Source organism: Paracoccus isoporae (assembly GCF_900101865.1).
Lineage (GTDB): Bacteria > Pseudomonadota > Alphaproteobacteria > Rhodobacterales > Rhodobacteraceae > Paracoccus > Paracoccus isoporae.
This window is the reverse complement of record NZ_FNAH01000008.1, coordinates 151306-176075: the sequence shown is the minus strand read 5'-3', so window position 1 is coordinate 176075 and position 24770 is coordinate 151306. Positions and strand designations below refer to the sequence as shown.

Annotated in this window: 26 protein-coding genes; 14 read left to right on the top strand and 12 right to left on the bottom strand. The window is 65.6% G+C overall.

What is annotated here, in order from left to right:
- A partial coding sequence (locus BLT73_RS13215) for an acyl-CoA dehydrogenase family protein (RefSeq protein ID WP_176805091.1) occupies positions 1 to 506 on the bottom strand: 506 nt, incomplete at its 3' end.
- A gap of 164 nt (positions 507 to 670) precedes the next feature.
- On the opposite strand from BLT73_RS13215, the gene BLT73_RS13210 reads away from it, so the two are divergent.
- Positions 671 to 2752, top strand: a complete 2082-nt coding sequence (locus BLT73_RS13210) for an OmpA family protein (protein WP_245727331.1) — start codon at positions 671 to 673, stop codon at positions 2750 to 2752.
- Positions 2753 to 2854: 102 nt separating this feature from the next.
- On the opposite strand, the gene BLT73_RS13205 is transcribed toward BLT73_RS13210, so the two are convergent.
- The 3 genes from BLT73_RS13205 to BLT73_RS13195 all read right to left on the bottom strand — a co-directional run bounded on the left by BLT73_RS13205 (position 2855) and on the right by BLT73_RS13195 (position 5660).
- On the bottom strand, positions 2855 to 3478 hold the full coding sequence (locus tag BLT73_RS13205; RefSeq protein ID WP_090524509.1) for a DNA-3-methyladenine glycosylase family protein: 624 nt from the start codon (positions 3476 to 3478) through the stop codon (positions 2855 to 2857).
- Positions 3475 to 4098 carry a GntR family transcriptional regulator gene (locus BLT73_RS13200; RefSeq protein WP_090524507.1) on the bottom strand — a complete coding sequence of 208 codons (624 nt, stop codon included), beginning with the start codon at positions 4096 to 4098 and terminating at the stop codon, positions 3475 to 3477. The genes BLT73_RS13205 and BLT73_RS13200 overlap by 4 nt, the downstream gene beginning before the upstream one ends.
- Positions 4099 to 4238: 140 nt before the next feature.
- Positions 4239 to 5660, bottom strand: coding sequence for a PRC-barrel domain-containing protein (locus BLT73_RS13195; protein WP_143025679.1), 1422 nt, complete (start codon positions 5658 to 5660; stop codon positions 4239 to 4241).
- Between the two features lie 304 nt (positions 5661 to 5964).
- Between BLT73_RS13195 and BLT73_RS13190 the strand changes: the two genes are divergently transcribed.
- Genes BLT73_RS13190 through BLT73_RS13180 form a run of 3 tightly spaced genes read left to right on the top strand, consistent with a single transcriptional unit; the run spans position 5965 to position 8080 of the window.
- A complete protein-coding gene (locus tag BLT73_RS13190) occupies positions 5965 to 6627 on the top strand; it encodes a pyrimidine 5'-nucleotidase (protein ID WP_090524503.1) in 663 nt (220 codons plus the stop codon).
- Between the two features lie 50 nt (positions 6628 to 6677).
- Positions 6678 to 6884: a hypothetical protein gene (locus tag BLT73_RS13185; RefSeq protein ID WP_143025678.1), complete on the top strand. Its 207-nt coding sequence runs from the start codon at positions 6678 to 6680 to the stop codon at positions 6882 to 6884.
- A 5-nt stretch (positions 6885 to 6889) separates the two neighbouring features.
- Positions 6890 to 8080 (top strand): UbiH/UbiF family hydroxylase, encoded by a 1191-nt coding sequence (locus BLT73_RS13180; protein ID WP_090524499.1) that lies wholly within the window; start codon positions 6890 to 6892, stop codon positions 8078 to 8080.
- Positions 8081 to 8168: 88 nt separating this feature from the next.
- Here the strand turns inward: BLT73_RS13180 and BLT73_RS13175 are convergent, their stop codons facing one another.
- On the bottom strand, positions 8169 to 8483 hold the full coding sequence (locus tag BLT73_RS13175; RefSeq protein WP_090524497.1) for a DUF1476 domain-containing protein: 315 nt from the start codon (positions 8481 to 8483) through the stop codon (positions 8169 to 8171).
- 151 nt (positions 8484 to 8634) lie between these two features.
- Here BLT73_RS13175 and purC point away from each other — a divergent pair, with 151 nt between their 5' ends.
- Both purC and purS read left to right on the top strand, forming a co-directional pair.
- Positions 8635 to 9399: a phosphoribosylaminoimidazolesuccinocarboxamide synthase gene (purC, locus tag BLT73_RS13170; protein WP_090524495.1), complete on the top strand. Its 765-nt coding sequence runs from the start codon at positions 8635 to 8637 to the stop codon at positions 9397 to 9399.
- Positions 9400 to 9410: 11 nt separating this feature from the next.
- The gene (gene purS, locus BLT73_RS13165; RefSeq protein ID WP_090524493.1) at positions 9411 to 9650 is read left to right on the top strand and encodes a phosphoribosylformylglycinamidine synthase subunit PurS; all 240 of its coding nucleotides are present in this window, start codon (positions 9411 to 9413) and stop codon (positions 9648 to 9650) included.
- A 58-nt stretch (positions 9651 to 9708) separates the two neighbouring features.
- On the opposite strand, the gene BLT73_RS13160 is transcribed toward purS, so the two are convergent.
- Entirely contained in the window at positions 9709 to 10110 is a 402-nt protein-coding gene (locus tag BLT73_RS13160) for a TFIIB-type zinc ribbon-containing protein (protein WP_090524490.1), read from the bottom strand.
- A gap of 133 nt (positions 10111 to 10243) precedes the next feature.
- Between BLT73_RS13160 and BLT73_RS13155 the strand changes: the two genes are divergently transcribed.
- Both BLT73_RS13155 and BLT73_RS13150 read left to right on the top strand, forming a co-directional pair.
- On the top strand, positions 10244 to 10900 hold the full coding sequence (locus BLT73_RS13155; protein ID WP_090524488.1) for an alpha/beta hydrolase: 657 nt from the start codon (positions 10244 to 10246) through the stop codon (positions 10898 to 10900).
- Positions 10901 to 11088: 188 nt separating this feature from the next.
- Positions 11089 to 11688, top strand: a complete 600-nt coding sequence (locus tag BLT73_RS13150) for an HNH endonuclease (protein ID WP_090524486.1) — start codon at positions 11089 to 11091, stop codon at positions 11686 to 11688.
- Positions 11689 to 11691: 3 nt separating this feature from the next.
- Here the strand turns inward: BLT73_RS13150 and BLT73_RS17335 are convergent, their stop codons facing one another.
- Positions 11692 to 11832 carry a hypothetical protein gene (locus BLT73_RS17335; protein WP_176805076.1) on the bottom strand — a complete coding sequence of 47 codons (141 nt, stop codon included), beginning with the start codon at positions 11830 to 11832 and terminating at the stop codon, positions 11692 to 11694.
- A 136-nt stretch (positions 11833 to 11968) separates the two neighbouring features.
- On the opposite strand from BLT73_RS17335, the gene BLT73_RS13145 reads away from it, so the two are divergent.
- Entirely contained in the window at positions 11969 to 13048 is a 1080-nt protein-coding gene (locus BLT73_RS13145; protein WP_090524485.1) for a PA0069 family radical SAM protein, read from the top strand.
- On the opposite strand, the gene BLT73_RS13140 is transcribed toward BLT73_RS13145, so the two are convergent.
- The 3 genes from BLT73_RS13140 to BLT73_RS13130 form a co-directional block, all read right to left on the bottom strand.
- Positions 13045 to 13521, bottom strand: a complete 477-nt coding sequence (locus BLT73_RS13140) for a nuclear transport factor 2 family protein (RefSeq protein ID WP_090524483.1) — start codon at positions 13519 to 13521, stop codon at positions 13045 to 13047. The genes BLT73_RS13145 and BLT73_RS13140 overlap by 4 nt on opposite strands.
- Before the next feature lie 91 nt (positions 13522 to 13612).
- Positions 13613 to 14068 carry an Lrp/AsnC family transcriptional regulator gene (locus BLT73_RS13135; RefSeq protein WP_281246298.1) on the bottom strand — a complete coding sequence of 152 codons (456 nt, stop codon included), beginning with the start codon at positions 14066 to 14068 and terminating at the stop codon, positions 13613 to 13615.
- Positions 14065 to 14520, bottom strand: coding sequence for an Lrp/AsnC family transcriptional regulator (locus tag BLT73_RS13130; protein ID WP_090524481.1), 456 nt, complete (start codon positions 14518 to 14520; stop codon positions 14065 to 14067). Before BLT73_RS13130 ends, BLT73_RS13135 begins: the two co-directional genes overlap by 4 nt.
- Positions 14521 to 14648: 128 nt before the next feature.
- Between BLT73_RS13130 and ilvC the strand changes: the two genes are divergently transcribed.
- Both ilvC and BLT73_RS13120 read left to right on the top strand, forming a co-directional pair.
- Entirely contained in the window at positions 14649 to 15671 is a 1023-nt protein-coding gene (ilvC, locus tag BLT73_RS13125; protein ID WP_090524479.1) for a ketol-acid reductoisomerase, read from the top strand.
- A 172-nt stretch (positions 15672 to 15843) separates the two neighbouring features.
- Positions 15844 to 16701 (top strand): alpha/beta fold hydrolase, encoded by an 858-nt coding sequence (locus BLT73_RS13120; protein ID WP_425438825.1) that lies wholly within the window; start codon positions 15844 to 15846, stop codon positions 16699 to 16701.
- A gap of 85 nt (positions 16702 to 16786) precedes the next feature.
- Here the strand turns inward: BLT73_RS13120 and yghU are convergent, their stop codons facing one another.
- Positions 16787 to 17659: a glutathione-dependent disulfide-bond oxidoreductase gene (gene yghU / locus BLT73_RS13115; RefSeq protein ID WP_090524477.1), complete on the bottom strand. Its 873-nt coding sequence runs from the start codon at positions 17657 to 17659 to the stop codon at positions 16787 to 16789.
- Between the two features lie 92 nt (positions 17660 to 17751).
- Positions 17752 to 21216 carry a DNA polymerase III subunit alpha gene (gene dnaE, locus BLT73_RS13110; protein ID WP_090524475.1) on the bottom strand — a complete coding sequence of 1155 codons (3465 nt, stop codon included), beginning with the start codon at positions 21214 to 21216 and terminating at the stop codon, positions 17752 to 17754.
- Between the two features lie 92 nt (positions 21217 to 21308).
- Here dnaE and BLT73_RS13105 point away from each other — a divergent pair, with 92 nt between their 5' ends.
- The 3 genes from BLT73_RS13105 to BLT73_RS13095 are packed head-to-tail and all read left to right on the top strand — an operon-like array spanning position 21309 to position 24764.
- Positions 21309 to 22835: an ABC transporter ATP-binding protein gene (locus tag BLT73_RS13105; protein WP_090524473.1), complete on the top strand. Its 1527-nt coding sequence runs from the start codon at positions 21309 to 21311 to the stop codon at positions 22833 to 22835.
- Positions 22822 to 23895 (top strand): ABC transporter permease, encoded by a 1074-nt coding sequence (locus BLT73_RS13100; protein WP_090524471.1) that lies wholly within the window; start codon positions 22822 to 22824, stop codon positions 23893 to 23895. Before BLT73_RS13105 ends, BLT73_RS13100 begins: the two co-directional genes overlap by 14 nt.
- Positions 23892 to 24764 (top strand): ABC transporter permease, encoded by an 873-nt coding sequence (locus tag BLT73_RS13095; RefSeq protein WP_090524469.1) that lies wholly within the window; start codon positions 23892 to 23894, stop codon positions 24762 to 24764. Before BLT73_RS13100 ends, BLT73_RS13095 begins: the two co-directional genes overlap by 4 nt.
- The last annotated feature ends 6 nt before the right edge of the window (positions 24765 to 24770 follow it).

The following is a 24770-nucleotide window of genomic DNA, read 5'->3' as shown; positions in this document are numbered from 1 at the left end:
TAACCGTTCTCGGTCTTTCTGGCCCGCGTCTTCATGCCGGCCGGGTCCGATCCGGCATCCGGCTCGGTCAGCCCGAAACAGCCGATATATTCGCCCGAGGCCAGTTTCGGCAGGTATTTCCGCCGCTGCTCCTCCGAGCCGTAGGCATGGATCGGATACATCACCAGCGAGGACTGCACCGACATCATCGAGCGATAGCCGCTATCGACCCGCTCCACCTCGCGCGCGATCAGACCATAGCTGACATAGCCCGCGCCGATGCCGCCATATTCCTCGGGCACGGTTACGCCGAGCAAGCCCATCTCGCCCATCTCGCGGAAGATCTCGGGATCGGTCACCTCGTCGCGATAGGCGGCAATGACCCGCGGCTGCAGCCGGTCCTGCGCGTAAGCCCGCGCCGCATCGCGCAGCATCCGCTCCTCCTCGGTCAACTGCGCCTCCAGCCGGAACGGATCCTCCCAGTCGAACTTGCCAAGCCCCGGCGCGTCTTTCGGTTTCAGCGACATCTCTCATCCTCCAGCCAATCCACCCCTACCGGGATAGGCCCCGCCGCGGCACCGTGCAAGCACGCGCCGCCGCTCACGCGGCATTCACGGGGAAGTTGCGGAACGATACCGTGCCGGCCGTGTTAGCCTGCAAATGATAAGTCCCTGCGACCGGAGGAACCGACATGACCCGTCTCACCGCCAATTCCACTGCCCTCGCGGCGCTCGTTTCGCTGGGGCTCGCGCCCGTCGCCTCGGCCGAGGTGGTGCTGACGCCCGAACAGGTTCAGACAGAAGGCCCGGCGCGGGCAGCGGCGCTGCCCGGTCTGCGCAATCTGCTCCAGGCCGAGCGCGAGGCGGGGCTGCCGCAGGACCGGCTGCTCTGCCTCGACGGGTCGGACCGGCCCTGCGCCGACGACATGGCGCTGATTACGCCCTCCGGCGTGTCGGTGCAGTTCGGCCAGGGCGGCGCGATGATCCTGGCCCCGGCCGACATGCAGCCCTATGCGACCAATCCCGAAGGGCTGCCGGTGCCGCGGGGCAACGCGCTGAACGCCGCCGCGCAAGCCTATCTTCAGACCGCCCAGACCAATGCCGCGCAGGTTCTGGGGATCGCCGCCCCGGCGCAGGCCGACACGGCCGAGGCCGCGCAACCCGCGCCGGATCCGCAGCCGCAGCCATCCGCAGAGGGTCAACAGGATCCGGCAGCAGGCGACATTTCGCAGCTCGCCGAAAACAGCTCTGACGGTCCGTCGCGCCAGGAGCAGCTTGCGCAGCAGCTTGCCGCCGCGCAGCAGCAGCTGCAGACCGATCAGACCCCGCAAGGCGACGCGTCAGACGCAAGGCAGCCGGCCGCGGCCCGTGACAGCCATGCCGGTGACGAGCCGCGCATCCCCGAGGCGGCGGCGGCGCAGTTCGAGGATCAGCGCATCGCCAGCATGGCGCTTCTGAACGGCGTGCTCCAGCAGGAGATCGCGGACGGGCTGACCGCCGACGATCTGCGCTGCAAGGATGGCTCGGCGCGGCCCTGCGGCGATGGTGGCCAGCTTGTCACGCCCGAGGGTGTTACCGCCGAAGTGACCGAGACCGGCCGGATCATCATCGGCCCGATGGCGCAGCAGCAATACCGGGTGGACGAGGACGGCAATCTGCGAGCCCGCGGCTCCAACACCGAGGCCGCGCGCGAGGCCGCGCAAGCGACCGCCCCCGACGCCGCCGCGCTGAGCGGAGAGGGTGAGGGCGAAACCGTCAATGAGACCGTCACCGAAGACAACGCCCGCAGCTCCGATGAGGATTTCGAGACCACCATCGCTGACGCCATCGACCGCGCGGCAGCGCAGGGCGAAGCCGCCCGGTCCAGCGATGACGACGATGACGACGACACGCTGCAGACCCTCGCGCAGGTGGCGCTCGGCGGTCTGGGCGCGCTCGCGGTCGGTCAGGTGCTGAACGGCAATCGCGAGGTGGCGCTGAACACCGGCGACCGGGTGATCGTGACCCGCGCCGATGGCAGCCAGCAGGTGCTGAAAGACGACAACGCCCTGCTGCGCCGCCCCGGAAACGAGGTGCAGACGCAGAACTTCTCGGACGGATCGTCGCGCAGCGTGGTGACGCGGCCCGACGGCTCGCAGGTCATCACCATCCGCGCCGCCGATCTGTCGGTGCTGCGCCGGATCCATGTTGCAGCGGACGGCACGGAGACCGTGCTGATCGACGAATCCGTCGAGGTGCCGCCGGTCGAGCTGACCGAACTGCCCGACGCGCCGGCACCGCGCCCCGAGGCCGCGACCCCCACCACCGAGGCCGCGCTGCGCGAGGCGCTCGCCCGCGAGGCGGCGGTGGATCGGCGCTTCACGCTGACGCAGGTGCGCTCAATCCCCGAGGTGCGCAACCTGGTTGCGCCGGTCGATATCGACGCGATCACCTTCGACACCGGCTCGGCCGCGATCAATCCCGATCAGGCGCGCCAGCTTGCGACGCTGGGCACCGTGCTGGAGGATGCGATCGCGCAGAACCCGCGCGAGATCTTTCTGATCGAGGGGCACACCGACGCGGTGGGTGCTGCGGCCTTCAACCTGGCGCTGTCAGACCGGCGGGCGGAATCAGTGGCGCTCGCGCTGTCGGAGTATTTCGATGTGCCGCCGGAAAACCTCGTGGTCCAGGGATATGGCGAGGAATATCTGAAAGTGCCGACCCTGACCGACGAGCGGGCAAATCGCCGGGCATCGGTGCGCCGGATCACGGATCTGCTGGCTTCGGCACAGTAACGCCGCGAAAGCCCGCAACATGGCCCGGATCCTCCGGGCCATTTTCCATTGTCGGGGCACGCCCGCCTCAGGGATGCGTCTGCGTGCGCCGTCGGCGCTTGGTCAACTCCGCACCCCGTCGCGCCCCTTGGCGACCCGGTAATAGGACCACAGCGCCCGCGCCGCGACCGCGCGCCAGGGGCGCCACGGCTCGGCCATCTGCTCCAGCAGTTTCGGGCTCGGCCGCTGATCGAGGCCGTAAAGAAGGCGCGCGGATTCCTGCAGCGCCAGATCGCCCGATGGGAACGCGTCGCTGCGGCCAAGCGCGAAGGCGAGATAGATCTCCGCCGTCCATCGGCCGATCCCCGGCAATGCGGTCAGCGTCGCGATCACCTCGTCGTCGCTGGCGTTGCGCAGCGCCCGCCAGTCGGGTTCGCGGGCCACGATTCCCATGAGATAGCGGATCTTCGGGCCAGACACCCCACAGCCGCGCAGCCCGTCTTCACCCGCCGCGCGGATCGCCGCGGGCTCGGTCAGGCCGGCCTGCTGCAGCCGGGCCATGATGGCACCAGCCGCCGCGATAGAGATCTGCTGTCCGATGATCGCATCGAGAATCGCCGCAAACCCGTCCTGCCGCCGCCGCAGGGGCAGGTCCAGCCCCGGCAGCGCACCCGCCCAGACGGGGCAGATCGCGGCCAGATGGGCCGCGCCCTCTGCCAGGTCCGGCTCGCCCTCGATCCGCCTCACCGGTCGCGCTGCGCATCTTCGCGCAGCCGGGTTTCAAAGGCCTTCGAGATATGGGTGCGCAGCGCGGCCTCGGCCGCCGCGCCATCGCCGGATTTCAGCGCCTCGACGATCGCCTGGTGCTCCGACAGCGCCGCCTTTCCCCGCCCCTCGACAGCCAACGAGGTCCGCGCCATCAGCGCCATGTTGCGATGCACGACATCCAGTTGCTGAACGAGATAGCGGTTATGCGAGGCCAGGTGGATCTGGTGATGGAAGCGGCGGTTGGACCGGGCCAGGGCCTCGGCGTCGCGCAGCATCTTCATGTCCTCGTCGATCATCGACTGAAGCACGCGGAGTTCCTCCGGCGTGGCGTGGCGCGCGGCGAGGCGCGCGGCCAGTGCCTCCAGCTCGGTGCGTACGGTATAGAGTTCTGAGAGTTGGTTGTGGTCCAGCGTCGCCACGATCAGCGAGCGGCCGTCGCGCTTGACCATCGCCTGCGTCTCGAGCCGCTGCAACGCCTCGCGCACCGGGGTCCGGGAGACGCCGAAGCGTTCGGCCAGCTCGGATTCGACCAGCCGGTCTCCGGGCTTGTAGGTGCCGCTATCGATGGCGTCGACAATCAGGCTATACGCATCTTTCATGGGATCAGTTGCGGGGATTCAGCGGCGGATTGCAAGCGCGAAGCCGCGACCAGCATGGGGACCCGCCGCAATGCAAAATGCCCGACCTAGCGGCCGGGCATTCCGTTGTGTTGCCGTCGATTGACGGGGATCGTGCGGGGTTACTGCGCGATCTGGACCATCTCTTCATTGTCGAGTGCCAGTTCCGAGTCATATTCGAAATTGCTGGCGGCCTCGATCTCGGCTTCGGTCAGCTCACCCAGCATCAGGGCGTCGCCCTGCATGGTGATGCGCTCCATCGGCACCGGAACCTCGGTGTCACCGATGTCCAGGAAGCCGCCATTCGAGAACACCAGGTAGCGGACGCCATCCTCTTCGATGATCGCTTCCGGATCGCCGACATCCTCGCCGTTCACGTCGAGCACGTCCATCGCCAGAACGTCGCCCACCGTCATTTCGCCGGCTGCGGCCTGGTCGCCTTCCGCGGCGGCAGCCTCGGCATCCTCGCCTTCGGCGGCGGCAGCGGCGTCACCGCCTTCGGCCCGGCGTGCCTCGCGCTCTTCCATCGTCTCGAAGGTCACTTCCGGCTCGCCCGAGGTCATCACTTCGATGGTCGGCTGCTCGGTCATCGTCACGGTGACGTTGGCTTCAGCACCGGTGTATGACAGCTCCGGCTCGGACTGGGTCACGGTGACTTCCGGCTCGCCCTCGGCCTGAACGAGCTGCACGATCGGCTGCTCTTCGACAACTTCGACATTGCCGTCAACCGACTGCTCGCCGCCTTCACCTTCGGCGGATGCCATCTCGGCATCGTCGCCACCGGCATCGGCGCTGTCCTCGCCCACGCCGAGATCGACGTTAAGCTGCGGCTCGCCCTGGGTGACGGTGATTTCGGGATCGCCCTGCACGACTTCAACCTGCGGATCGGCGGAGGTCACACTGACTTCGGGATCGCCCTGAAGCATGTAGATGCGCGGCGCGGGCACGTTGACGCGGACGATGATCTCGGGGATCTCGACGGCGACTTCGGGCTGCTGCTGCTCGATCTCGATCTGGGTCGGCGCTTCGTTGACGGCCACTTGCGGCGGTGTCGAGGTTACCGTGACTTCAGGCTGCGGGACACGGACATCGACGTTCGGCTCCGGCACGACCACGCGGGCTTCGCCCTCGACCTCGATGTTCTGCGACAGATCGACCTCTTCGACGATTTCGGCGTCGGCCTCTGCTTCCGCGGTCGCATCGGCTTCTGCCGTCGCCTCGGTCTCTTCGGTCGCCTCCATCTCGGTCATCTCGGTCTCGGCTTCGGCGCCTTCTGCCGGGGCCTCACCCGAAAGCTGTGCGGCCAGTTCCGCGCATTGCGCCGAGTTGTCGCCGTTGATCGCCTGGGCGAGCATCTCCGGCTGCATGTCGCCGATCTCGTTGCCATTCTCGCTCAGCCACTGGCCGAGCATCTGGCATTCCTCGCTCTTGTCCGCGAGGGCCTCCTCGTTGACGTTCAGCGTCTGGCCGAAACCGGCCGACGCAAAGGACAGTGAAATCGCCGTGCCCAGCATGAGCGGGCTGAAAACAGATTTGTTGGCCACGAAAGCCTCCTTCCCGTTGTACTCTCAAAGATGGCGCCCCGACCGGCCGCCATGCTCTACATCACCAAGGGCGGCTGCCCCGGCCCATGCCCGCCCTGGATGGGCGAGCGACGCCGCATATTGGCTGCGTCGTGGATCGCCGCACGCTGCCACGTCTCTGGCAGAAGACCCGCGCATCGGCGACAATCCACCGACAAAAGCTCGTGACCGGGAAATCGTTCCTGCATCATTTGTTAGCCAGCCGCGCCCCGGCGCAACGCGCGCAGAGATTGCAGCGAGGAGGCTGGCCGCCTATGAGCGGGTCATGGATTTTTCACGGACCGAAACCTGGATCTTCGATCTCGACAACACGCTTTATCCGCCCGAGGCGGCGCTGTTCGCGCAGATCGAGGCGCGCATGACCGCGCATGTCTCCCGCGTCCTTGGCGTCGCGGCGGCAGAGGCCGACCGGCTGCGGATGCAGTACTGGCGCGATTACGGCACGACGCTGGCCGGACTGATGGCCGAGCATTCGCTGGATCCGCATGAATATCTGCTGGACGTCCATGACATCGATTTTTCGGTGCTGGACCCCGACCCGGAACTGGCGGCGGCGATCTCTGCCCTCCCGGGGCGCAAGATCGTGCACACCAATGCCGACAGGGCCTATGCCGAGAGGGTGCTGGCTGAGCTTGGCTTGCCGGTATTCGAGGCGATCTACGGCATCGAAGAGGTCGATTTCCAGCCCAAGCCCGATCCGCGCGCATATGACGCAGTGATTGCGGCGCACGGGTTCGACCCGGCCCGCGCGGCGATGTTCGAGGACGACCCGCGCAACCTGGCCGTGCCCGCAACACTGGGAATGCGCACGATTCTGGTGGGTGCGGGGCGCCATGGGCCCGACCTGCTCGACGCGCGCCAGAAGCTCGGCGATCATGTCCAGTTCCGCACCGATGATCTGACAGGGTTTCTGCGCTCACTTGTGTGACGATGGGCGGTCTGGCAGGGTCTGGCTGGAACGCGCCAGAGGAGATGACGATGACCCGAAACTCTCTCACCGATGACGCCCAGGCGACGGCTGCGGAAAACCGCCAGGCAAGGCTGATCCTGATGGTGACGCTCGGGCTGATCGTGCTGTGCGCGGCGAGTGTGACATTGTTCGGCCTGCCCGCGCTCGGGGTGATCGGCCTTGCCGGGACAGCGGCCTGCTTCGCCGCGCTGATCGCCTTCATGCTGGGCAATTGAGGCGGATGGACGTCCCGCATCGCGACATCCTGATTTCCGGCGGCGGCATTGCCGGGCTGATTGCGGCGGCGGCGTTCGGGGCTGACGGACATGACGTGGTCTGCGTGGACCCTGCCCCCCCGATCACGGAGGAGAGCGCGGCCGGGTCCGATCTGCGCAGCACCGCGTTTCTTCAGCCCTCGATCCGGCTGCTGGAGCGCGCCGGGCTGTGGGCGCGGCTGGCCCCGCACGCCACGCCATTGCAGGTGATGCGGATCGTGGATGCGGGCGGCGCAGAGCCTGAGGCGCGGCTGATCCGGGATTTCGACGCCTCGGATATTTCCGACGCGCCGTTCGGCTGGAACCTGCCCAACTGGCTGCTGCGGCGCGAAATCGCGGCCTGCCTGGCCGAGATGCCGAACGTGGAATACCGCACCGGCACCGTCACCACCGGGCTGATCGCGCGGGAGCAGGAGGCAATCGTCACGCTGTCGGATGGCCACCGCATCGTGGCGAAGCTCGTCGTGGGCGCGGACGGGCGCGACTCGGCCATCCGCAATGCGCTCGGGATCGGTGTCCATACCACCCGATACGGCCAGAAGGCGCTTGCCTTTGCCGTCACCCATGAGCGTCCTCACCGGAATGTCTCGACCGAGATCCATCGCAGCGGCGGCCCCTTCACGCTGGTCCCGCTGCCCGACCGGGACGGCAAGCCGTCCTCCGCCGTGGTCTGGCTGGAACGCGGGCCGGAGATCGCCCGGCTGATGTCGCTGGATGACGATGCGTTTAAGGCGGAGTTGAATGCCCGCTCCACCGGCATCTTGGGCCGACTGACCCCAGTGACACGGCTCAGCGCCTGGCCGATCATCAGCCAGATTGCCGAGCGGTTCACCGGTCCCCGCACCGCCCTGATCGCCGAGGCCGCCCATGTGCTGCCGCCGATCGGGGCGCAAGGGCTGAACATGAGCCTGGCCGATCTGTCGCTGCTTCTGGATCTGTCACGCGACGCGCCGGGCAGCCGGGAAAGTCTCGATGCCTTCCAGGCAAACCGCTGGCGCGATGCCCGGCTGCGGCTCGCGGGGATCGACCTGTTGAACCGCGCCAGCATGGTGGCGCCGCGCCCGCTGCGCGACCTGCGCGCGGCCGGGCTGGGGGCGATCTATGGCATAGCCCCGGTCAGGCGGCTGATGATGCGGGCCGGGCTGGGCGCGAAGTAGCCCGGCAGCCCGCCGGTTCTGCAACGAAAAAGGCCCGGCAATGCCGCCGGGCCGGTTCGGAACTGGATAGACCGAAGGGCCTGCCGGTTCAGCTTTCGTTGATGATCTGATCGCGCGCGACCACCACCAGCTCGGCCATCTTGGCCCGGATTTCCGCCTCGTCCGCCTTGCCGTCCAGATCGGCGGCCACCTTGCGGAACACATCCTCATCGCCCGGCTCCTCGAAATCCGAGGTCACCACGCTCAGCGCATAGGCCTTCGCGTCCTCGCCCGATTTGCCCAGCACCCCGGCGGCCCATTCGCCCAGAAGGCGGTTGCGCCGTGCCTCGGCCTTGAAGCGCAGATCGGCGTCGCGTGCAAATTTCGCCTCGTAAGAGCGTTCGCGGTCGTCGAAAGTGGTCATTCGCGTCTCCCTGAAACCTGTCCTTCATATGCCCATAGAGGCCGTATATCACAACCCTGTATCGCCCGGCCGCGGCCCAGTATTGCCGCGCGGGCGCTTTGGGCCTATAGGCGGGGCAATTCCATCCTGCCCTGAAAGGACAGCGCATCCCATGGCACCCCGGCGCAAGAAGATCTACGAAGGCAAGGCCAAGATCCTGTATGAAGGCACCGAGCCCGGCACGCTGGTGCAGTATTTCAAGGATGACGCAACCGCCTTTAACGCGCAGAAGAAGGCCACGATCGAAGGCAAGGGCGTGCTGAACAACCGCCTGTCCGAATTCTTCATGCAGGGGCTGACCAATATCGGCGTGCCGAACCATTTCATCCGCCGCATCAATATGCGCGAGCAACTGATCCGTCAGGTCGAGATCATCCCGCTCGAGGTCATCGTGCGCAATTTCGCCGCCGGCAGCCTGGCCAAGCGGCTGGGGCTGGAGGAAGGCACGCAGCTTCCCCGCCCCATTGTCGAATACAGCTTCAAGAATGACGAGCTCGGCGATCCGATGGTGTCCGAGGAATATGTCATCGCCTTCGGCTGGGCCAGCCAGCAGGATCTGGACGATATCGTCAGCCTCGCCCTGCGGGTGAATGATTTCCTGTCCGGCGTGTTTTTCGGCGTCGGGATCAAGCTCGTTGACTTCAAGATCGAGATCGGGCGGATCTGGGACGGCGATTTCATGCGGCTGATCGTGGCCGACGAGATCAGCCCCGATTCCTGCAGGCTCTGGGACGTGAAGACCGGGCAAAAGCTCGACAAGGACGTGTTCCGCCGCGATCTGGGCAATCTGACCGACGCCTATACCGAGGTCGCGCGCCGGTTGGGGCTGATGCCCGCCAATGCCGCGCCGATCAACAAGCCGACCCTGATCAACTGAAGGACTGCCCGATGAAAGCTCGTGTGACAATCATGCTGAAGGATGGCGTGCTCGATCCGCAGGGCGAGGCGATCCGGCACGCGCTGTCCGGTCTGGGTCACAAGGGGGTGGACGCGGTCCGCCAGGGCAAGGTGATCGAACTGGACCTGTCCGCCACTGACAAGGCAGAAGCCGAAGCCGAGGTGGCGCGGATGTGCGAGACGCTGCTGGCCAACACGGTCATCGAGAAATACACGGTCGAGATCGCCTGATCCGACAGGATCGGGCCACGCGCAGGATGACAACGGCGCGGCCGCCCTGCAGCCGGTGTCAGAAGTCGAACAGCTCGCTCAGGAAACTGTCCTTGCGCTTCTTGCGCCTGCGCCGATCGCGATCATCTTCGTCATCGTCAAATCTGTCCCTGCGGTCCCGGCGCCGATCGCCGGTATCATCATGGCGGGTGTCGCGCCGGTCTTCGTCACGCCGATCACGCCGCCATGCCGCTGGATCGACGTCGCGCGGATCGCGGAGGGGCTGACCGAAGGCCGCCTGCGCCTCGGCGGCGGGCTGCGCCAGCATGACGGGCGGCGTGGCCTCGCCCACGCTTTTGTCGATGATCTTGTCCAGCTCGCCGCGATCCAGCCAGACTCCGCGACATTTCGGGCAGTAGTCGATCTCGACACCGCTGCGGGTGGTCATCAGCAGGGTCTCGTCATCGATCGGACATTTCATCGCGGCTTCCTTTGCTTGGGTTCTGCCGTCTAGATGGGGACGGGTCCGGCCCATGCAAGCCGGCGCGGTTGCAGGCGGCCCGCCGGGCGCGTAACACTCTGCCCGAACCCGTCCCGACAGCATGGTGAGACCTATGGTGCGAGAGCTGAAATCCGAACGAAAGGGCCCGGCCAATGCCAGCAGCGCCGTGGTGTTCCTGCATGGCTACGGGGCGGACGGCGCCGATCTGCTGGGGCTGGCCGACGTGCTGGGTCCGCATCTGCCGGACACCGCCTTCTTCGCACCCGATGCGCCCGAACGCAGCGCCGGCAACCCGTTCGGCAAGCAGTGGTTTCCGATCCCGTGGATGGACGGCTCGACCGAGGAGCAGGCGCGCGCCTCGATGGCCCAGTCGGTCGACGACATCAACGCCTTTCTCGATCAGGTGCTTTCGTCCGAGGGGATCGCCCCGGCGCGGCTGGCGGTGGTCGGGTTTTCGCAGGGCACCATGATGGCGCTGCATGTGGTGCCGCGCCGGGCCGAGCCCGTGGCGGGAATTGTCGGGTTTTCGGGTCGTCTGCTGGTGCCAGAACTGCTGGCGGCCGAGGCGCGGTCGAAACCGCCCGTGCTGCTGCTGCATGGCGATCAGGATCCGGTCGTGCCCTTCACCGATCTGGCGAAGGCAGAGGCGGGGCTTTCGGCGGCGGGTTTCGAGGTCGCCACCCATGTGATGGCAGGCACGCCGCACGGCATTTCGCAGGACGGGCTGCTGGCGGCGCTGCAATTCCTCCAGCGTCACCTAGGCGACTAGATACGGCCCACGGCGCCGCGCCCGTTCGCGCCCCGTGGCGCCGAAATTCCGCGCTCCGCCCGCCTGTCACGCATACGTCACGCAGCAGGGTTAAAACAAAACCACATTCTGGGTCTTGCCTGTAGGAGACCCCGATATATAGTCAGGCCAAGGCGGACCGGCGAAGGACCGGCAGGACGGGGTTGGAGATGCTCGACGACCACCACCACGCGGATTTCAGGACGCAGTTCGTGCGCGAACCGGCGGCGCTGAAACATTACCCTGCCCTTGTTCTGAACGCGGATTACCGGCCGCTTTCCTACTATCCCCTGTCTCTCTGGCCCTGGCAGGAGGCGATCAAGGCGGTATTCCTCGACCGGGTCAGTATCATCGCCGAATACGAGGAGGTCGTCAGGTCGCAGCGACAGGCCTTCAGGATCCCCTCGGTCGTGGTATTGAAAGATTTCGTCAAACCCCAGAAGCGCGTGGCATTCACGCGCTTCAATCTTTTTCTGCGGGACGGTTTTGCCTGCCAGTATTGCGGATCGAAAGGCGATCTGACCTTCGATCACGTTGTACCGCGCTCGCGCGGCGGGGTGACAAGCTGGGAAAACGTGGTCGCGGCCTGCTCGCCCTGCAATCTGCGCAAGGCGAACCGATCACTGCGTCATTGCGGGCTGAAGCTGCGGCGCACGCCGCGCCAGCCGACGGCAGAGGACATGCACCGGATCGGCCGGCGCTTTCCGCCGAACCATCTGCACGAGACCTGGATGGATTTCCTGTACTGGGATGCCGAGCTGGACAGCTAGGCGTCAGAGCCTGCGGTCATGCCGCGTGAAATGGACCACCGCCGCCGCGATCAGCGCGGCAAGCGCCAGCGCCACGACCGGAACCCCGTTCGCCAGGCTGAACCACAACGTGGCGGCGGCGGCGAAGACGACGGCTGCGATCATCAAAAGAAACTGCGGCAAAGGCATGTCTGATCCCCCTTCGCTGCCAATATGGGCAACGGCGAAGGGATTGGAAAGGGCTGCGGCCCGAAAGCTGATGATTGTGGACTATGTTCCCGGTATGTTCTAGCCTGTTGTCATGTTACCACCTCGCGATCCCGACGAGATCATCAAGGCCCGCGGCGCCGATACGCGGCCCGCGAACCGATTCGACCGGCTGCATTCCGAGCGCGCGCATGACGGCTGGGACATGGTGGAGGACACCCGGCTGCTGCGCACCGAGGTAACGGACGAACATCCCCGCCGGATCCTGACCCGCAACACCTCGCCGGATGTGCCGTTCGACCGCTCGATCAATCCCTATCGCGGCTGCGAACATGGCTGCATCTATTGCTTCGCGCGGCCCAGCCACGCCTATTGGGGGCTGTCGCCGGGGCTGGATTTCGAGACGAAGCTGACCGCCAAACCCGATGCGGCGAAACTGCTTGCCGCCGAGATCGCCAGGCCCGGCTACCGCGTCGCCCCGATCGCCTTCGGCACCAATACCGATCCCTATCAGCCGGTCGAGGCGAAGCGGCGGATCATGCCGGAGCTTTGGCAGGTGCTCCTGGACTGGAATCACCCGGCCAGCCTGGTGACGCGCGGCCAGATTGTGCTGCGCGACCTGCCGCTTCTGGCGGAAATGGCAGCGCGGCAACTGGTGCATGTCGGCGTGTCCATCACCACGCTGGATGCCGGCCTCGCCCGCAGCATGGAGCCGCGCGCGCCCGCACCCGCCACGCGGCTGAAGATGATCCGCGAGATGGCGGCGGCGGGGATCCAGGTCCGCGTGATGGTCGCGCCGGTCATCCCGGTCCTGACCGAGCCCGAGATCGAACGGATCCTGGCCGCCGCGCGCGAGGCCGGTGCCACGAACGCCAGCATGATCCCGCTGCGCTTGCCGCGCGAAGTCGCGCCGCTGTTCCGCGACTGGCTGGACCGCCACCGCCCCGATGCGGCGGCGCATGTGATGAACCGGGTGCGGGCCATGCGGGGCGGGCGCGACAATGATCCCAGATTCGGCAGCCGGATGCGCGGCGAAGGGATCGAGGCCGATCTGATGATGAAGCGCTTCAGGCTCGCGCGCAAACGGCTGGGATACGCCGAGACGACCCCGCCGCTCGATTCCGGCCGCTTCGGACAGCCGCCACGCAGTGGCGATCAGCTCTCGCTGTTCTAGTTCGCGGGCCAGCCGGGACGGTCGTCGATCGGGGCTGCAAGCGACATGCCGCCGCTGCTCTCGGCACTGCGCTGCAGCGTGCTGACCAGCGGGATCGTGTCGGTCAGGATCAGAAGCCGCGTCATCTTCCCCCAGCGAAGATGAACGACATGAACGCCGTGATTGGTCATCTCGATCCCGTCCGTGCCGCTATTGCGCTCCGTCCACTCGATCGAGGCGATGGTGTTCCAGGGCGTGCCGGCAATATCGATCCGGTGCAGGTCGAAATGGATATCAGGCGTCAGCGCCATCAGCCGCTGATACCAGGCCCGGATCGATTCAGGCCGGTCGCGCCGCCCGGCGAGCGCGTGATCCGCGCCCAGAAACACATGCTCGCCCTCCGGCGCGAAGGCGTCGAGAATCGGCTGCGTATCGCCCCGATTGATCGCGTCGAACAGGCCGCGGATGCGGCGGCGGACAATGGCGTGATACATGTGACCTCCTGCCCCGGACACGGGAAAAGCTGCGGGTTCCGGCCAATGTAAGGCACTCTTACATTGGAACTGCAATGCAACATTTGGCAACTCAGCCGAGCGGACCCGGCCGACGCTCTTCCGACAACATCACATTGGCCTCGACTTGTCCCAGGCCCGGCAGGGTCATGATCCGCCGCCGCAGGATGCGCTCGAAATCCGCGATGTCACGGGCGACGATGCGCAGGCGGTAATCGAACTGGCCGAGGACATGCTGGACAAGCTGCACCTCAGGGATGGCGGTGACGGCGCGCTCGAACTCCTCAAGGCTGGTGCGGCCCTTCGTGGCCAAGCGGATGCCCAGAAACACCGTTACACCGAACCCCAACGCCGCATTGTCCAAGACCACGCGCTGCCCGGCGATCACCCCCGCCTCCTGCAGCCGCCGGATCCGCCGCCAGGTCGCCGGCTGGGTCAGGCCGAGCGCGCGGCCGATCTCCGCCGCGCCCTGCGTCGCGTCCTGCGCGAGCATCCGCAGAATGGCCAGATCGGTCTGATCGACACTCACAGCGGCAACTCCGCGCTGTTCTTGATGGTCGAGACCAGCATCAGCGCGTCGCTCGTCTCCACATGCGGCAGGGTCAGGATGCGTTCGCGATAGATCTCCTGCCAATGCGCCATGTCGCGGGCGATGACCGACAGCCGGAAATCGACACTGCCCAGGAATGTCTGGATCTCGATCACCTCGGGCACCTCGCGGGCGGCGGCGGTGAATTCGTCAAAGCCGCGCGGATTGGTCTTGTCGAGGGTGAAGCGCAAGCTCACCTCGACCTCATAACCCATGCGGCGCCAGTCGATCTGCGCCTGCTGCCCGACGATGATCCCGCTCTGCCGCATCTTGTCGAGCCGCCGCCACAGCGTCGCCGGCGTGACCCCGGCGCGCGCGGCCAGATCCGCCGCCGGCAGATCGGGGTCGGCCAGAAGCTGGCGCAAGATGCGGCGGTCTGTGGTGTCAGGCATGATTTCAGAGCAATTTCTGTGATACCGGCATGATTATTTCAGATTGCGTCGATATACTGCGAAGATTGCGGCGATCACCAGTCCAAACTTCGCTAGAACCTCTCCAGTCAAACGGAAAGGAGCGCATCATGCGCGTGTATTACGACCGCGATTGCGACGTGAACCTCATCAAGGACAAGAAAATCGCCATTCTCGGCTATGGCAGCCAAGGCCATGCCCATGCGCTGAACCTGCGCGATTCGGGTGCCAAGAATGTCGTCGTGGCGCTCCGCGACGGCTCGCCGTCCAAGGCCAAGGCCGAGGGCGAGGGGCTGCAGGTCATGGGCATCGAAGAGGCCGCGCAATGGTGCGACCTGATGATGTTCACCATGCCCGACGAATTGCAGGCCGCGACCTACAAGAACCATGTCCACGACAATCTGCGCGAAGGTGCCGCGATTGCCTTTGCCCACGGGCTGAACGTGCATTTCGGCCTGATCGAGCCGAAAAAAGGCGTCGATGTTATCATGATGGCCCCGAAGGGGCCCGGTCACACCGTGCGCGGCGAATATGTCAAAGGCGGCGGCGTGCCCTGTCTGGTCGCTGTCGATCAGGACGCGACCGGCAAGGCGATGGATATCGCGCTCAGCTATTGCTCGGCCATTGGCGGCGGACGTTCGGGCATCATCGAGACGAATTTCCGCGAGGAATGCGAAACCGACCTGTTCGGTGAACAGGCGGTGCTGTGCGGCGGTCTGGTCGAACTGATCCGCATGGGCTTCGAGACGCTGGTCGAGGCGGGTTACGAGCCCGAGATGGCCTATTTCGAATGCCTGCACGAGGTCAAGCTGATCGTCGATCTGATCTATGAGGGCGGCATCGCCAACATGAATTATTCGATCTCGAACACTGCGGAGTATGGCGAATATGTCTCCGGCCCGCGTATCCTGCCCTATGAGGAAACCAAGCGCCGCATGAAAGAAGTTCTGACCGACATCCAGTCGGGCAAGTTCGTGCGCGACTTCATGCAGGAAAACGCCGTGGGTCAGCCGTCGTTCAAGGCCACCCGCCGCATCAACGACGAACACCAGATCGAGCAGGTCGGCGAAAAGCTGCGCGAGATGATGCCGTGGATTTCCAAGGGCAAGATGGTGGATAAGGCGCGGAACTGAGGCTCGCTTCGGATCCACTCGATGCACGACGAAAGACCCGGGCACGACCCGGGTCTTTTCATATCGTCGCCGAAAAGGACCGTCCCAAGACCGCAATACGAAACCACGACCCCGGCGGACCGTTGTGCCAAGCGGATGCGGTCGGGCCGAGGGCCAACTGCCGGATCTGGATTTGCCATATGAGATCGAGGATCGCGAAATGGGTTACGTCACCACGGACGACAATGTCGAAATCTATTACAAGGATTGGGGCCCCAAGGATGCTCCGGTCATCTTTTTCCACCACGGCTGGCCGCTCAGCGCCGATGACTGGGACGCACAGATGATGTTTTTCCTTGGCGAGGGGTTCCGTGTCGTCGCGGCCGACCGGCGGGGACATGGCCGCTCGGAGCAAGTCTGGGACGGTCACGACATGGATCACTATGCCGACGACACCGCCGCGGTGGTCAAGCATCTGGGCATCGAAGGCGCCGTGCATGTCGGCCATTCGACGGGTGGCGGCGTGGTCGTGCGCTACATCACCCGCCATCACGAGGACAAGGTCGCCAAGGGCGTGCTGATCAGTGCCGTCCCGCCGCTGATGGTGAAGACCGACGACAATCCCGATGGGCTGGACAAGTCGATCTTCGACGACTTTCAGAAGAACACCAAGGAAAACCGCGCGCAGTTCTTCAATGATGTGCCATCCGGACCGTTCTATAATTTCGATCAGGACGGCGTCGAAGCCTCGGAGCCGCTGATCCACAATTGGTGGCGGCAGGGCATGATGGGCGGCGCCAAGGCGCATTACGACAGCATCGTCGCGTTTTCGCAGACCGATTTCCGCGAGGAGATGAAGACCATCACCATCCCGATGCTGGTCATGCATGGCGAGGCGGACCAGGTCGTGCCTTTCGAGATCTCGGGCAAGAAATCGGCCGAGCTTCTCCAGAACTCCACGCTGAAAACCTATCCCGGCTTTCCGCATGGCATGCCCACGACCGAAGCGGACACGATCAACGCGGATCTGCTCGCATTTATCCGAAGCTGAGCGAAACAAGCATCGGGGTCAAACGCCCCGATGCTTCCCGTATCTTCGGAACAGGCTGCAGGCGAGCCTTGCGGCGCAATCGCCGCTACTCGGCCGCGTCGAGCTTGTCCTGCGTCTTCGTCTCGAAATCCGACGCATCATGCCGCTCATGCAACTGCCCTGCGGTATCGCCGGAGGTGCGATTGACCATCATGCCGCGCTGCACGGCCGGGCGCGCGGCGATTTCGTCGTTCCAGCGGACCACGTTCTTGTAGCTCTTGCCCTCAAGGAACGTCACCGCATCGCCATAGACACCGCCGGTGGTCAGCCGACCGTACCAGGGAAAGATCGCCATATCCGCGATGGAATATTCGTTCCCCGCCATGAAACGGTTATCCGCCAGATGCTGGTCCAAAACATCGAGCTGGCGCTTGGTCTCCATCGCGTAGCGGTCGATGGCGTATTTGATCTTCTCGGGCGCATAATGGTAAAAATGCCCGAAGCCGCCGCCGACGAAGGGGGCCGAGCCCATCTGCCAGAACAGCCAGTTGAGCGCCTCGGTCCGCACGGCGGGATCCTCGGGCAGGAACGCCCCGAATTTTTCGGCCAGATAGAGCAGGATCGCGCCGGATTCGAACACGCGGCGCGGCGGGTTGACCGAATGGTCCATCATCGCCGGGATCTTGGAGTTCGGATTGGCCGAGACAAAGCCGCTGCCGAACTGGTCGCCCTCGCCGATATCGATCAGCCAAGCGTCGTATTCCGCGCCCGCATGCCCCTTGGCCAGCAGCTCTTCCAGCATGATGGTGACCTTCTGCCCGTTGGGCGTGGCCAGCGAGTATAGCTGGATCGGATGCTTGCCGACGGGGCTTTCGGCCTGATGGGTCGCGCCGGCGGTTGGCCGGTTGGTGCTGGCGAACTTGCCGCCATTGCCGGGTTCCCATGTCCAGACTGTCGGAGGGGTATATTCGTCGCTCATCTCGCGTCCTGATCCTTCGATTTGTGCTGCCCTGAAGCTGTGGCGTCAGGTCGGGGAATTCAACCGCCCGGCGGCAGGCGCGTTCCTTCCGCCTATTGCTCGATCACGTCCAGCACGCCCGGCACGATGCGCAGATGCTGCCGGGCGGCAGGACTGACAGGGGCGCGGTCGGTCACTTCGACGTCATAGATCTCGTCGTCCTCGTGCAGCCGGACGATCAGCCTGCCGCGTCGGCCGCGATCCTCACCCAGCCTATCAAGAACACCCATCAATCCATTGAAGTCGCAATCATTCGTCACTTCCAGAACCAGCTCGGCCGGACCGACATTGGCGATGGCCTGGTCGAGTGGCACGACCGAGCGCGCCAGCATCTTGACCTCGTCGCCCTGCGGCTCGACCTGGACCTGCATCACGACGTTGCTGCCCGGCTCCAGATGGTCGCGACTGGCTTCCAGCACATCGGAAAACACCACCGCCTCGTAGAGCCCGGTCGGATCGGAGGCGCCGATAAAGGCGAAGCGGTTGCCCTTGGCGGATTTCTTTTCCTGCCGCGAGGAGACGGTGCCGGCGATATAGCTTACCAGCGGGCCGGAGGCGGCCGCGGCGCGGATTTCGGCCAGGGTGTTGACTTCGATCCGGCGCAGGGCGGGCAGGTAATCGTCGATCGGATGGCCGGACAGGTAGAAGCCGATGGCCTGATGTTCCTGCGCCAGCCGCTCGGAGGGCAGCCAGAGCTGCGCCAGCACCGGACGTGGTGGTGGCAGATCCTCCCCCCCGCCGAACAGCGAGGACTGGTTCGAGGCGGCCTGATCGTGGCTGGCCCCGGAGAACGCCACCAGCCCGTCAAGGCTCGCCATCACCCGCGCCCGGTTGTCGTCCAAAAGATCGAACGCCCCGGCCCGCGCCATCATTTCGAGCGCGCGCTTGCCGACCCGGCGCAGATCGACGCGGCGGGCGAAATCGACCATGTCGGTGAAGACGGCATCGCCGCGCGCCTCGACGATGGATTGCATCGCATCGACGCCAACGCCTTTCAGCGCACCGAGCGCGTAATGGATGCGGCCGTCACGCACCGTGAATCGCGCGCCGGAGCGGTTGACGCAGGGGGGCACCACCTCGATCTCCATCCTGTCCAGTTCGCGTTTGTAAACGCTCAGCTTTTCAGTGAGATGGATGTCACAATTCATGACGCCGGCCATGAACTCGACCGGGTGGTTGGCCTTCAGCCAGGCGGTCTGGTAGGACACCACCGCATAGGCTGCGGCGTGGGATTTGTTGAAGCCGTAATTGGCGAATTTCTCCAGCAGGTCAAAGACTTCCCCGGCCTTCTTCTCGTCCACGCCGTTCTCGACGCTGCCCGCAATGAATTTCGGACGCTCCTTCTTCATCTCATCGGCGATCTTCTTGCCCATGGCCCGGCGCAGCAGATCGGCCCCGCCGAGGCTGTAGCCCGCCATGACCTGCGCGATCTGCATCACCTGCTCCTGATAGACGATGATGCCCTGGGTTTCCTCGAGAATATGGTCGATTGAGGGGTGGAGCGGCTGCAGTTCCCGCAGCCCGTTCTTGACCTCGCAATAGGTGGGAATGTTCTCCATCGGGCCGGGGCGATAGAGGGCGACGAGCGCCACGATATCCTCGATACAGGTCGGTTTCATGCGCCTGAGCGCGTCCATCATCCCCGAGCTTTCGACCTGGAACACCGCTACGGTGCGGGCAGAGGCGAACAGATCATAGCTCGCCTTGTCATCCAGCGGGATGGCGTTGATCTGGTTCTCCGCACCCGCAGGCGGGTCGTAAAGCTGGCGTCCGTCCGCCGCGATATGCAGCGGCCTGCCGCCGCCATTGATCAGATCCACCGCGTTCTGGATGACGGTCAGGGTTTTCAGCCCCAGAAAGTCGAATTTCACCAGCCCGGCCTGCTCGACCCACTTCATGTTGAACTGCGTCGCAGGCATCTCCGAGGCCGGATCGCGATAGAGCGGGACAAGCTGGTCCAGAGGCCGGTCCCCGATCACCACCCCCGCGGCGTGGGTCGAGGCGTTGCGATACAGACCCTCCACCTTGGCGGCATAATCCAGCAGGCGGGCCACGACCTCCTCCTTGTCACGCATCTCGCGCAGCCGGGGTTCCTCGGTGAGCGCCTTGGTGACGGAGACGGGCTTGACGCCTTCGAGCGGGATCATCTTCGACAGCCGGTCCACCTGCCCGAACGGCAATTGCAGCACGCGGCCGACATCACGCACCGCGGCCTTGGACAGGAGCGCGCCAAAGGTGATGATCTGGCCGACCTTCTCCGCGCCGTATTTGTCCTGCACATAGCGGATGACCTCTTCCCGGCGATCCATGCAGAAATCGATGTCGAAATCCGGCATCGAGACGCGTTCGGGGTTCAGGAACCGCTCGAACAGCAGCGAGTAGCGCAGCGGGTCGAGATCGGTGATGGTCAGCGCATAGGCCACCAGCGAGCCCGCGCCGGACCCCCTGCCCGGCCCGACCGGAATGTCGTGGTCCTTGGCCCATTTGATGAAATCGGCCACGATCAGGAAATAGCCGGGAAAGCCCATCTGCTCGATGATGCCCAGCTCGAAATCCAGCCGCTTGTGATAATCCTCGACGCTGACGGCATGGGGGATGACCTTCAGCCGGTCCTCCAGCCCTTGCTTGGCCTGGCGGCGCAGCTCCTCGACCTCGTCATCGGCAAAGCGCGGCAGGATCGGCTTGTGACGGCTGACGGCAAAGGCGCAGCGGCGGGCGATCTCGACGGTGCTCTCGATCGCCTCGGGCAGATCCGCGAACAGGACCGACATCTCCTCGGCGCTTTTGAAATCATGGTTCGGCGTCAGGCGGCGGCGCGGCTGGGACTGATCGACATAGGCGCGTTCAGCGATGCAGATCAGCGCGTCATGCGCCTCGTACATCTCGGGTCTCGGGAAATAGACGTCGTTCGTCGCCACCAGCGGCAGTTCCAGCAGATGAGCCAGGCGAATGAACTCATCCTCCGTCGCCGCCTCCGCCGCCATCAGCCGGCCGGAATCGTCCTTGTGGCGCGTCAGTTCGACATAAATCCGGTCGCCGAAGGCCGCCTTGAGCCGCCGCAGCGCCGCCTCCGCCCCGGCCGGATCGCCGGACTGGATCAGCCGGCCCACCGCGCCTTCCGCCGCCCCGGTCAGCAGGATCACACCGCCCGCGCGCGCCGTCAGCTCCTCTTCGGTGATGTGCCACGGCTCGGCGCCCTGCCGAAGATACATGGCCGAGGACAGCGCCATCAGGTTCAGCCACCCCTCGCGGTTCTGCGCAAGCGCGACCATCGGGCCGAACTGGGTGCCGATCTTCACCGTCCACTGGCACCCGATGATCGGCTGCATTCCCGTGTCGAGTGCTTTCACGCTGAACTCGAGCGCGGCGAACATCGCATTCGTGTCGGTCAGCGCCACGGCCGGCATCTGCGACTCCGCCGCCAGTTCGATCAGCTTCTTGATCGGCACCGCCCCTTCCAGCAGCGAATGCTCGGAATGTGTGCGCAAATGGATGAATTTGGGCTGATTATCTACCATGTATTGAAACAATTTCTCGATTAGACCGGGTCGGATTGTCGCGGCTTGTGGTATCTGTCTTAATCGAACGGGAGAGGGACAGGGATACCGAATTGAGCGAGAACGCCATTTTCCGCGCAGAAGGGTTAAGCAAGACCTACCCCGGCGTGAAGGCCAATGACAACATCACATTCTCGGTGACCGAAGGCTGCATCCACGCCCTGCTGGGCGAGAATGGCGCCGGAAAATCGACGCTGGTCAAGACGATCTACGGGCTGGTCCGGCCCGATGAGGGGCGGATGTGGCTGGGCGGTCAGGCCTTCGCGCCCGCCGATCCGCATGCAGCCCGCGCCGCTGGCGTCGGGCTGGTGTTCCAGCATTTCAGCCTGTTCGACGCGATGAGCGTGGCAGAGAACATCGCGCTCGGCCTCGACAACCCGCCGCCGCGCCGCGAGCTGGCCGAACGGATCGCCACGATCAGCCGCGATTACGGCCTGCCGCTCAATCCCAACCGGCTGATCGCGGATCTGTCTGCGGGCGAGCGTCAGCGGGTGGAAATCATCCGCGCCTTGCTGGGACATCCGCGCCTGCTCATCATGGACGAACCGACCAGCGTGCTGACCCCGCAGGAGGCCGAGATCCTGTTCGCCACGCTGCGCCAGCTGGCCGGGGCCGGCACCTCGATCCTCTATATCAGCCACAAGCTCGACGAGATCCGCACCCATTGTGACCGCGCCACGATCCTGCGCGGGGGCCGGGTGGTCGATAGCTGCAATCCCCGCGATCACACGGCGCGCGAGCTGGCCGCGATGATGGTCGGCGGCGAGATGCGCGACATCGACCGTTCGGGCCGCCGTCCCGGCGAGGTTCTGCTGCAGGTGCGTGATCTGAGCCTCGCACCGCTCTCGATTGACGGCACCTCGCTGAAATCGCTGTCGCTGGACTTGCGGGCGGGCGAGGTGCTGGCGATTGGCGGCGTGGCCGGGAACGGGCAGGAGGAGCTGCTGTCGGCCCTGTCGGGCGAGATCACATCTGCGCCCGGCACCATCGCGCTTGAAGGGCAGGACATGTCCCGGCTGGGTCCGGTGGCCCGGCGGCGCGCCGGTCTGCTGGCCGCGCCGGAGGATCGGCTGGGCCATGCCGCCGTGCCGGGTTTCTCGCTCGTCGAGAACGCGCTGCTGACCGCCGCGCCGCGTCAGGATCTGGCACCCGGCGGGATGATCCGCCGCGCCGCCGCGCGCAGCTTCACCGAACGGGTGATCGCGGAATTCGACGTCCGCACGCCCGGCCCGGACACCGCCGCATCGGCTTTGTCGGGCGGCAATCTGCAGAAATTCGTGATCGGGCGCGAGGTGCTTCAGGACCCGCATGTGCTGGTCGTGAACCAGCCCACCTGGGGCGTGGATGCCGGGGCCGCGGCCGCCATCCGGCAGGCGCTGCTGAACCTTGCCGCCGGCGGCGCGGGCGTCATCGTCATCAGTCAGGATCTGGAAGAGCTGCTTGAGCTGGGCGACCGGTTCTGCGCGCTGAACGAGGGCCGCCTGTCCGATCCGCGTCCGACCGACGGGCTCAGCCTTGACGAGATCGGACTGATGCTGGGCGGCGCACATGGGATGGAGGCAGCGCATGTGGCGGCTTGAGCCTCGCAGCGATGCGCCGCTGATCTGGCAATTCGCCACGCCGGTCCTGGCGGTTCTGGCGACGATGCTGACCGGGGCGGTGCTGTTCGGATTGATGGGCTATGACCCGTTCGGGGCGATCCGCACCATATTCTGGGATCCTCTGTTCGGCGCCTCGGCGGGGTATTCGCGCCCGCAGCTCCTGGTGAAGGCGGGCCCGCTGATCCTGATCGCCTGCGGGCTTGCGGTGGGGTTCCGCGCCGGGATCTGGAATATCGGCGCAGAGGGGCAGTTCATCATCGGCGGCATCACCGGCGCAGCCGTCGGACTGGCGGCCTATCCGGCCGAGGGGTGGTGGATCTTTCCGGCGATGATCGTCGCGGGCGCGGCCGGAGGCTGGGCCTGGGGGATGATCCCCGCGCTGCTGCGCAACTGGTTCGGCGCGTCGGAGATCCTGGTGTCGCTGATGCTGGTCTATGTGGCCGAGAAGATCGCGGCCTGGATGGCGTTCGGGCCGATGCGCAACCCGGAGGGCTTCGGCATGCCCGGATCGCGCAATCTCACGCAATACCCGTCCGCCGCCAACCCGGAACTCATTGCCGGGACCGGCATTCACTGGGGCACGATTGCTGCGCTGATCGCGGTCGTTGCGGTCTGGGTGCTGATCTCGCGCCATCTGCGGGGTCTGCAAATCCGCGCGGCAGGCGAAGCGCCCCGCGCCGCGCGGTTCGGCGGTGTGAAGCCCTCGGCGCTCGTCGCCTTCTGTCTCGGCCTGTCTGGCGCATTGGCGGGCCTCGCGGGGCTGTTCGAGGCGGCGGGTCCGGCCGGCCAGATCACCGACGGGTTCGGTGTGGGATACGGCTTCACCGCGATCATCGTGGCGTTTCTGGGCCGCCTGCACCCGGTCGGCATCGTGCTGGGCGGGCTGTTGATGGCGCTGACCTATATCGGCGGCGACATCGCGCAGATGATGATGCAGCTTCCCTCGGCCACCGTGCAGGTGTTCCAGGGGATGATGCTGTTCTACCTGCTGGGCTTCGATCTGTTGACCCGCTACCGCATCCGCAGGAGGCCCGCATGATCGACCCGGTATCCGTGTTCTTGATGCTGCTCTCGGCGGCGACGCCGCTGCTGTTCGCAGCATTGGGCGAGTTGATCGTGGAACGCTCCGGCGTGCTGAACCTCGGCGTCGAGGGGATGATGATCACGGGCGCGCTCGCCGGGTTCGCCGCCGCGGACGCGACCGGCAATCCGCTCATCGGATTCGCCGTGGCGGCGATCGCCGGCTGCGCGATCTCGATGATCTTCGGCGTGCTGACCCAGTTCCTGCTGGCCAATCAGGTGGCGACGGGGCTGGCGCTGGCGCTGTTCGGGCTGGGGCTGACGGCCCTGTTCGGCAAGCCCTATGAGGGCGTCAAGGCGCCGTCGATGGCGCTCGGCCCGCTGCGCATTCACTGGATCGTCTGGCTGGGGTTGGCGATGGTGCCGCTGATCTGGTGGTTCCTGCAGCGGAGCCGCGCCGGTCTGATCCTGCGCGGAATCGGGGAAAACCACCATGCCGCCCATGCGCTTGGCCATAAGGTGCATCTCTACCGGCTGGCCGCGATCGGGTTCGGGGGCGCCATGGCCGGGATCGGCGGGGCCTATATCTCCATTGCCACGGTGCTGCAATGGACCGAGGGCATGACCGCGGGCGCAGGCTGGATCGCCCTCGCGCTTGTCGTCTTCTCCGGCTGGCGGGCCTTCGGTGTCCTCGCCGGGGCGTGGCTGTTCGGCGGCGTCACTGTGCTGCAGTTGCGGCTTCAGGCGGCGGGTATCGCGGTGCCCGTGCAATTGCTGGCCATGGCGCCCTATCTGGCCACGATCATCGCCCTCGTCGTGATCTCGGCCCGCCGCAAGGGCAGCGCCGCGCCAGGATCGCTCGGCAAGATCTTCCACGCGACAAGTTAACAAACT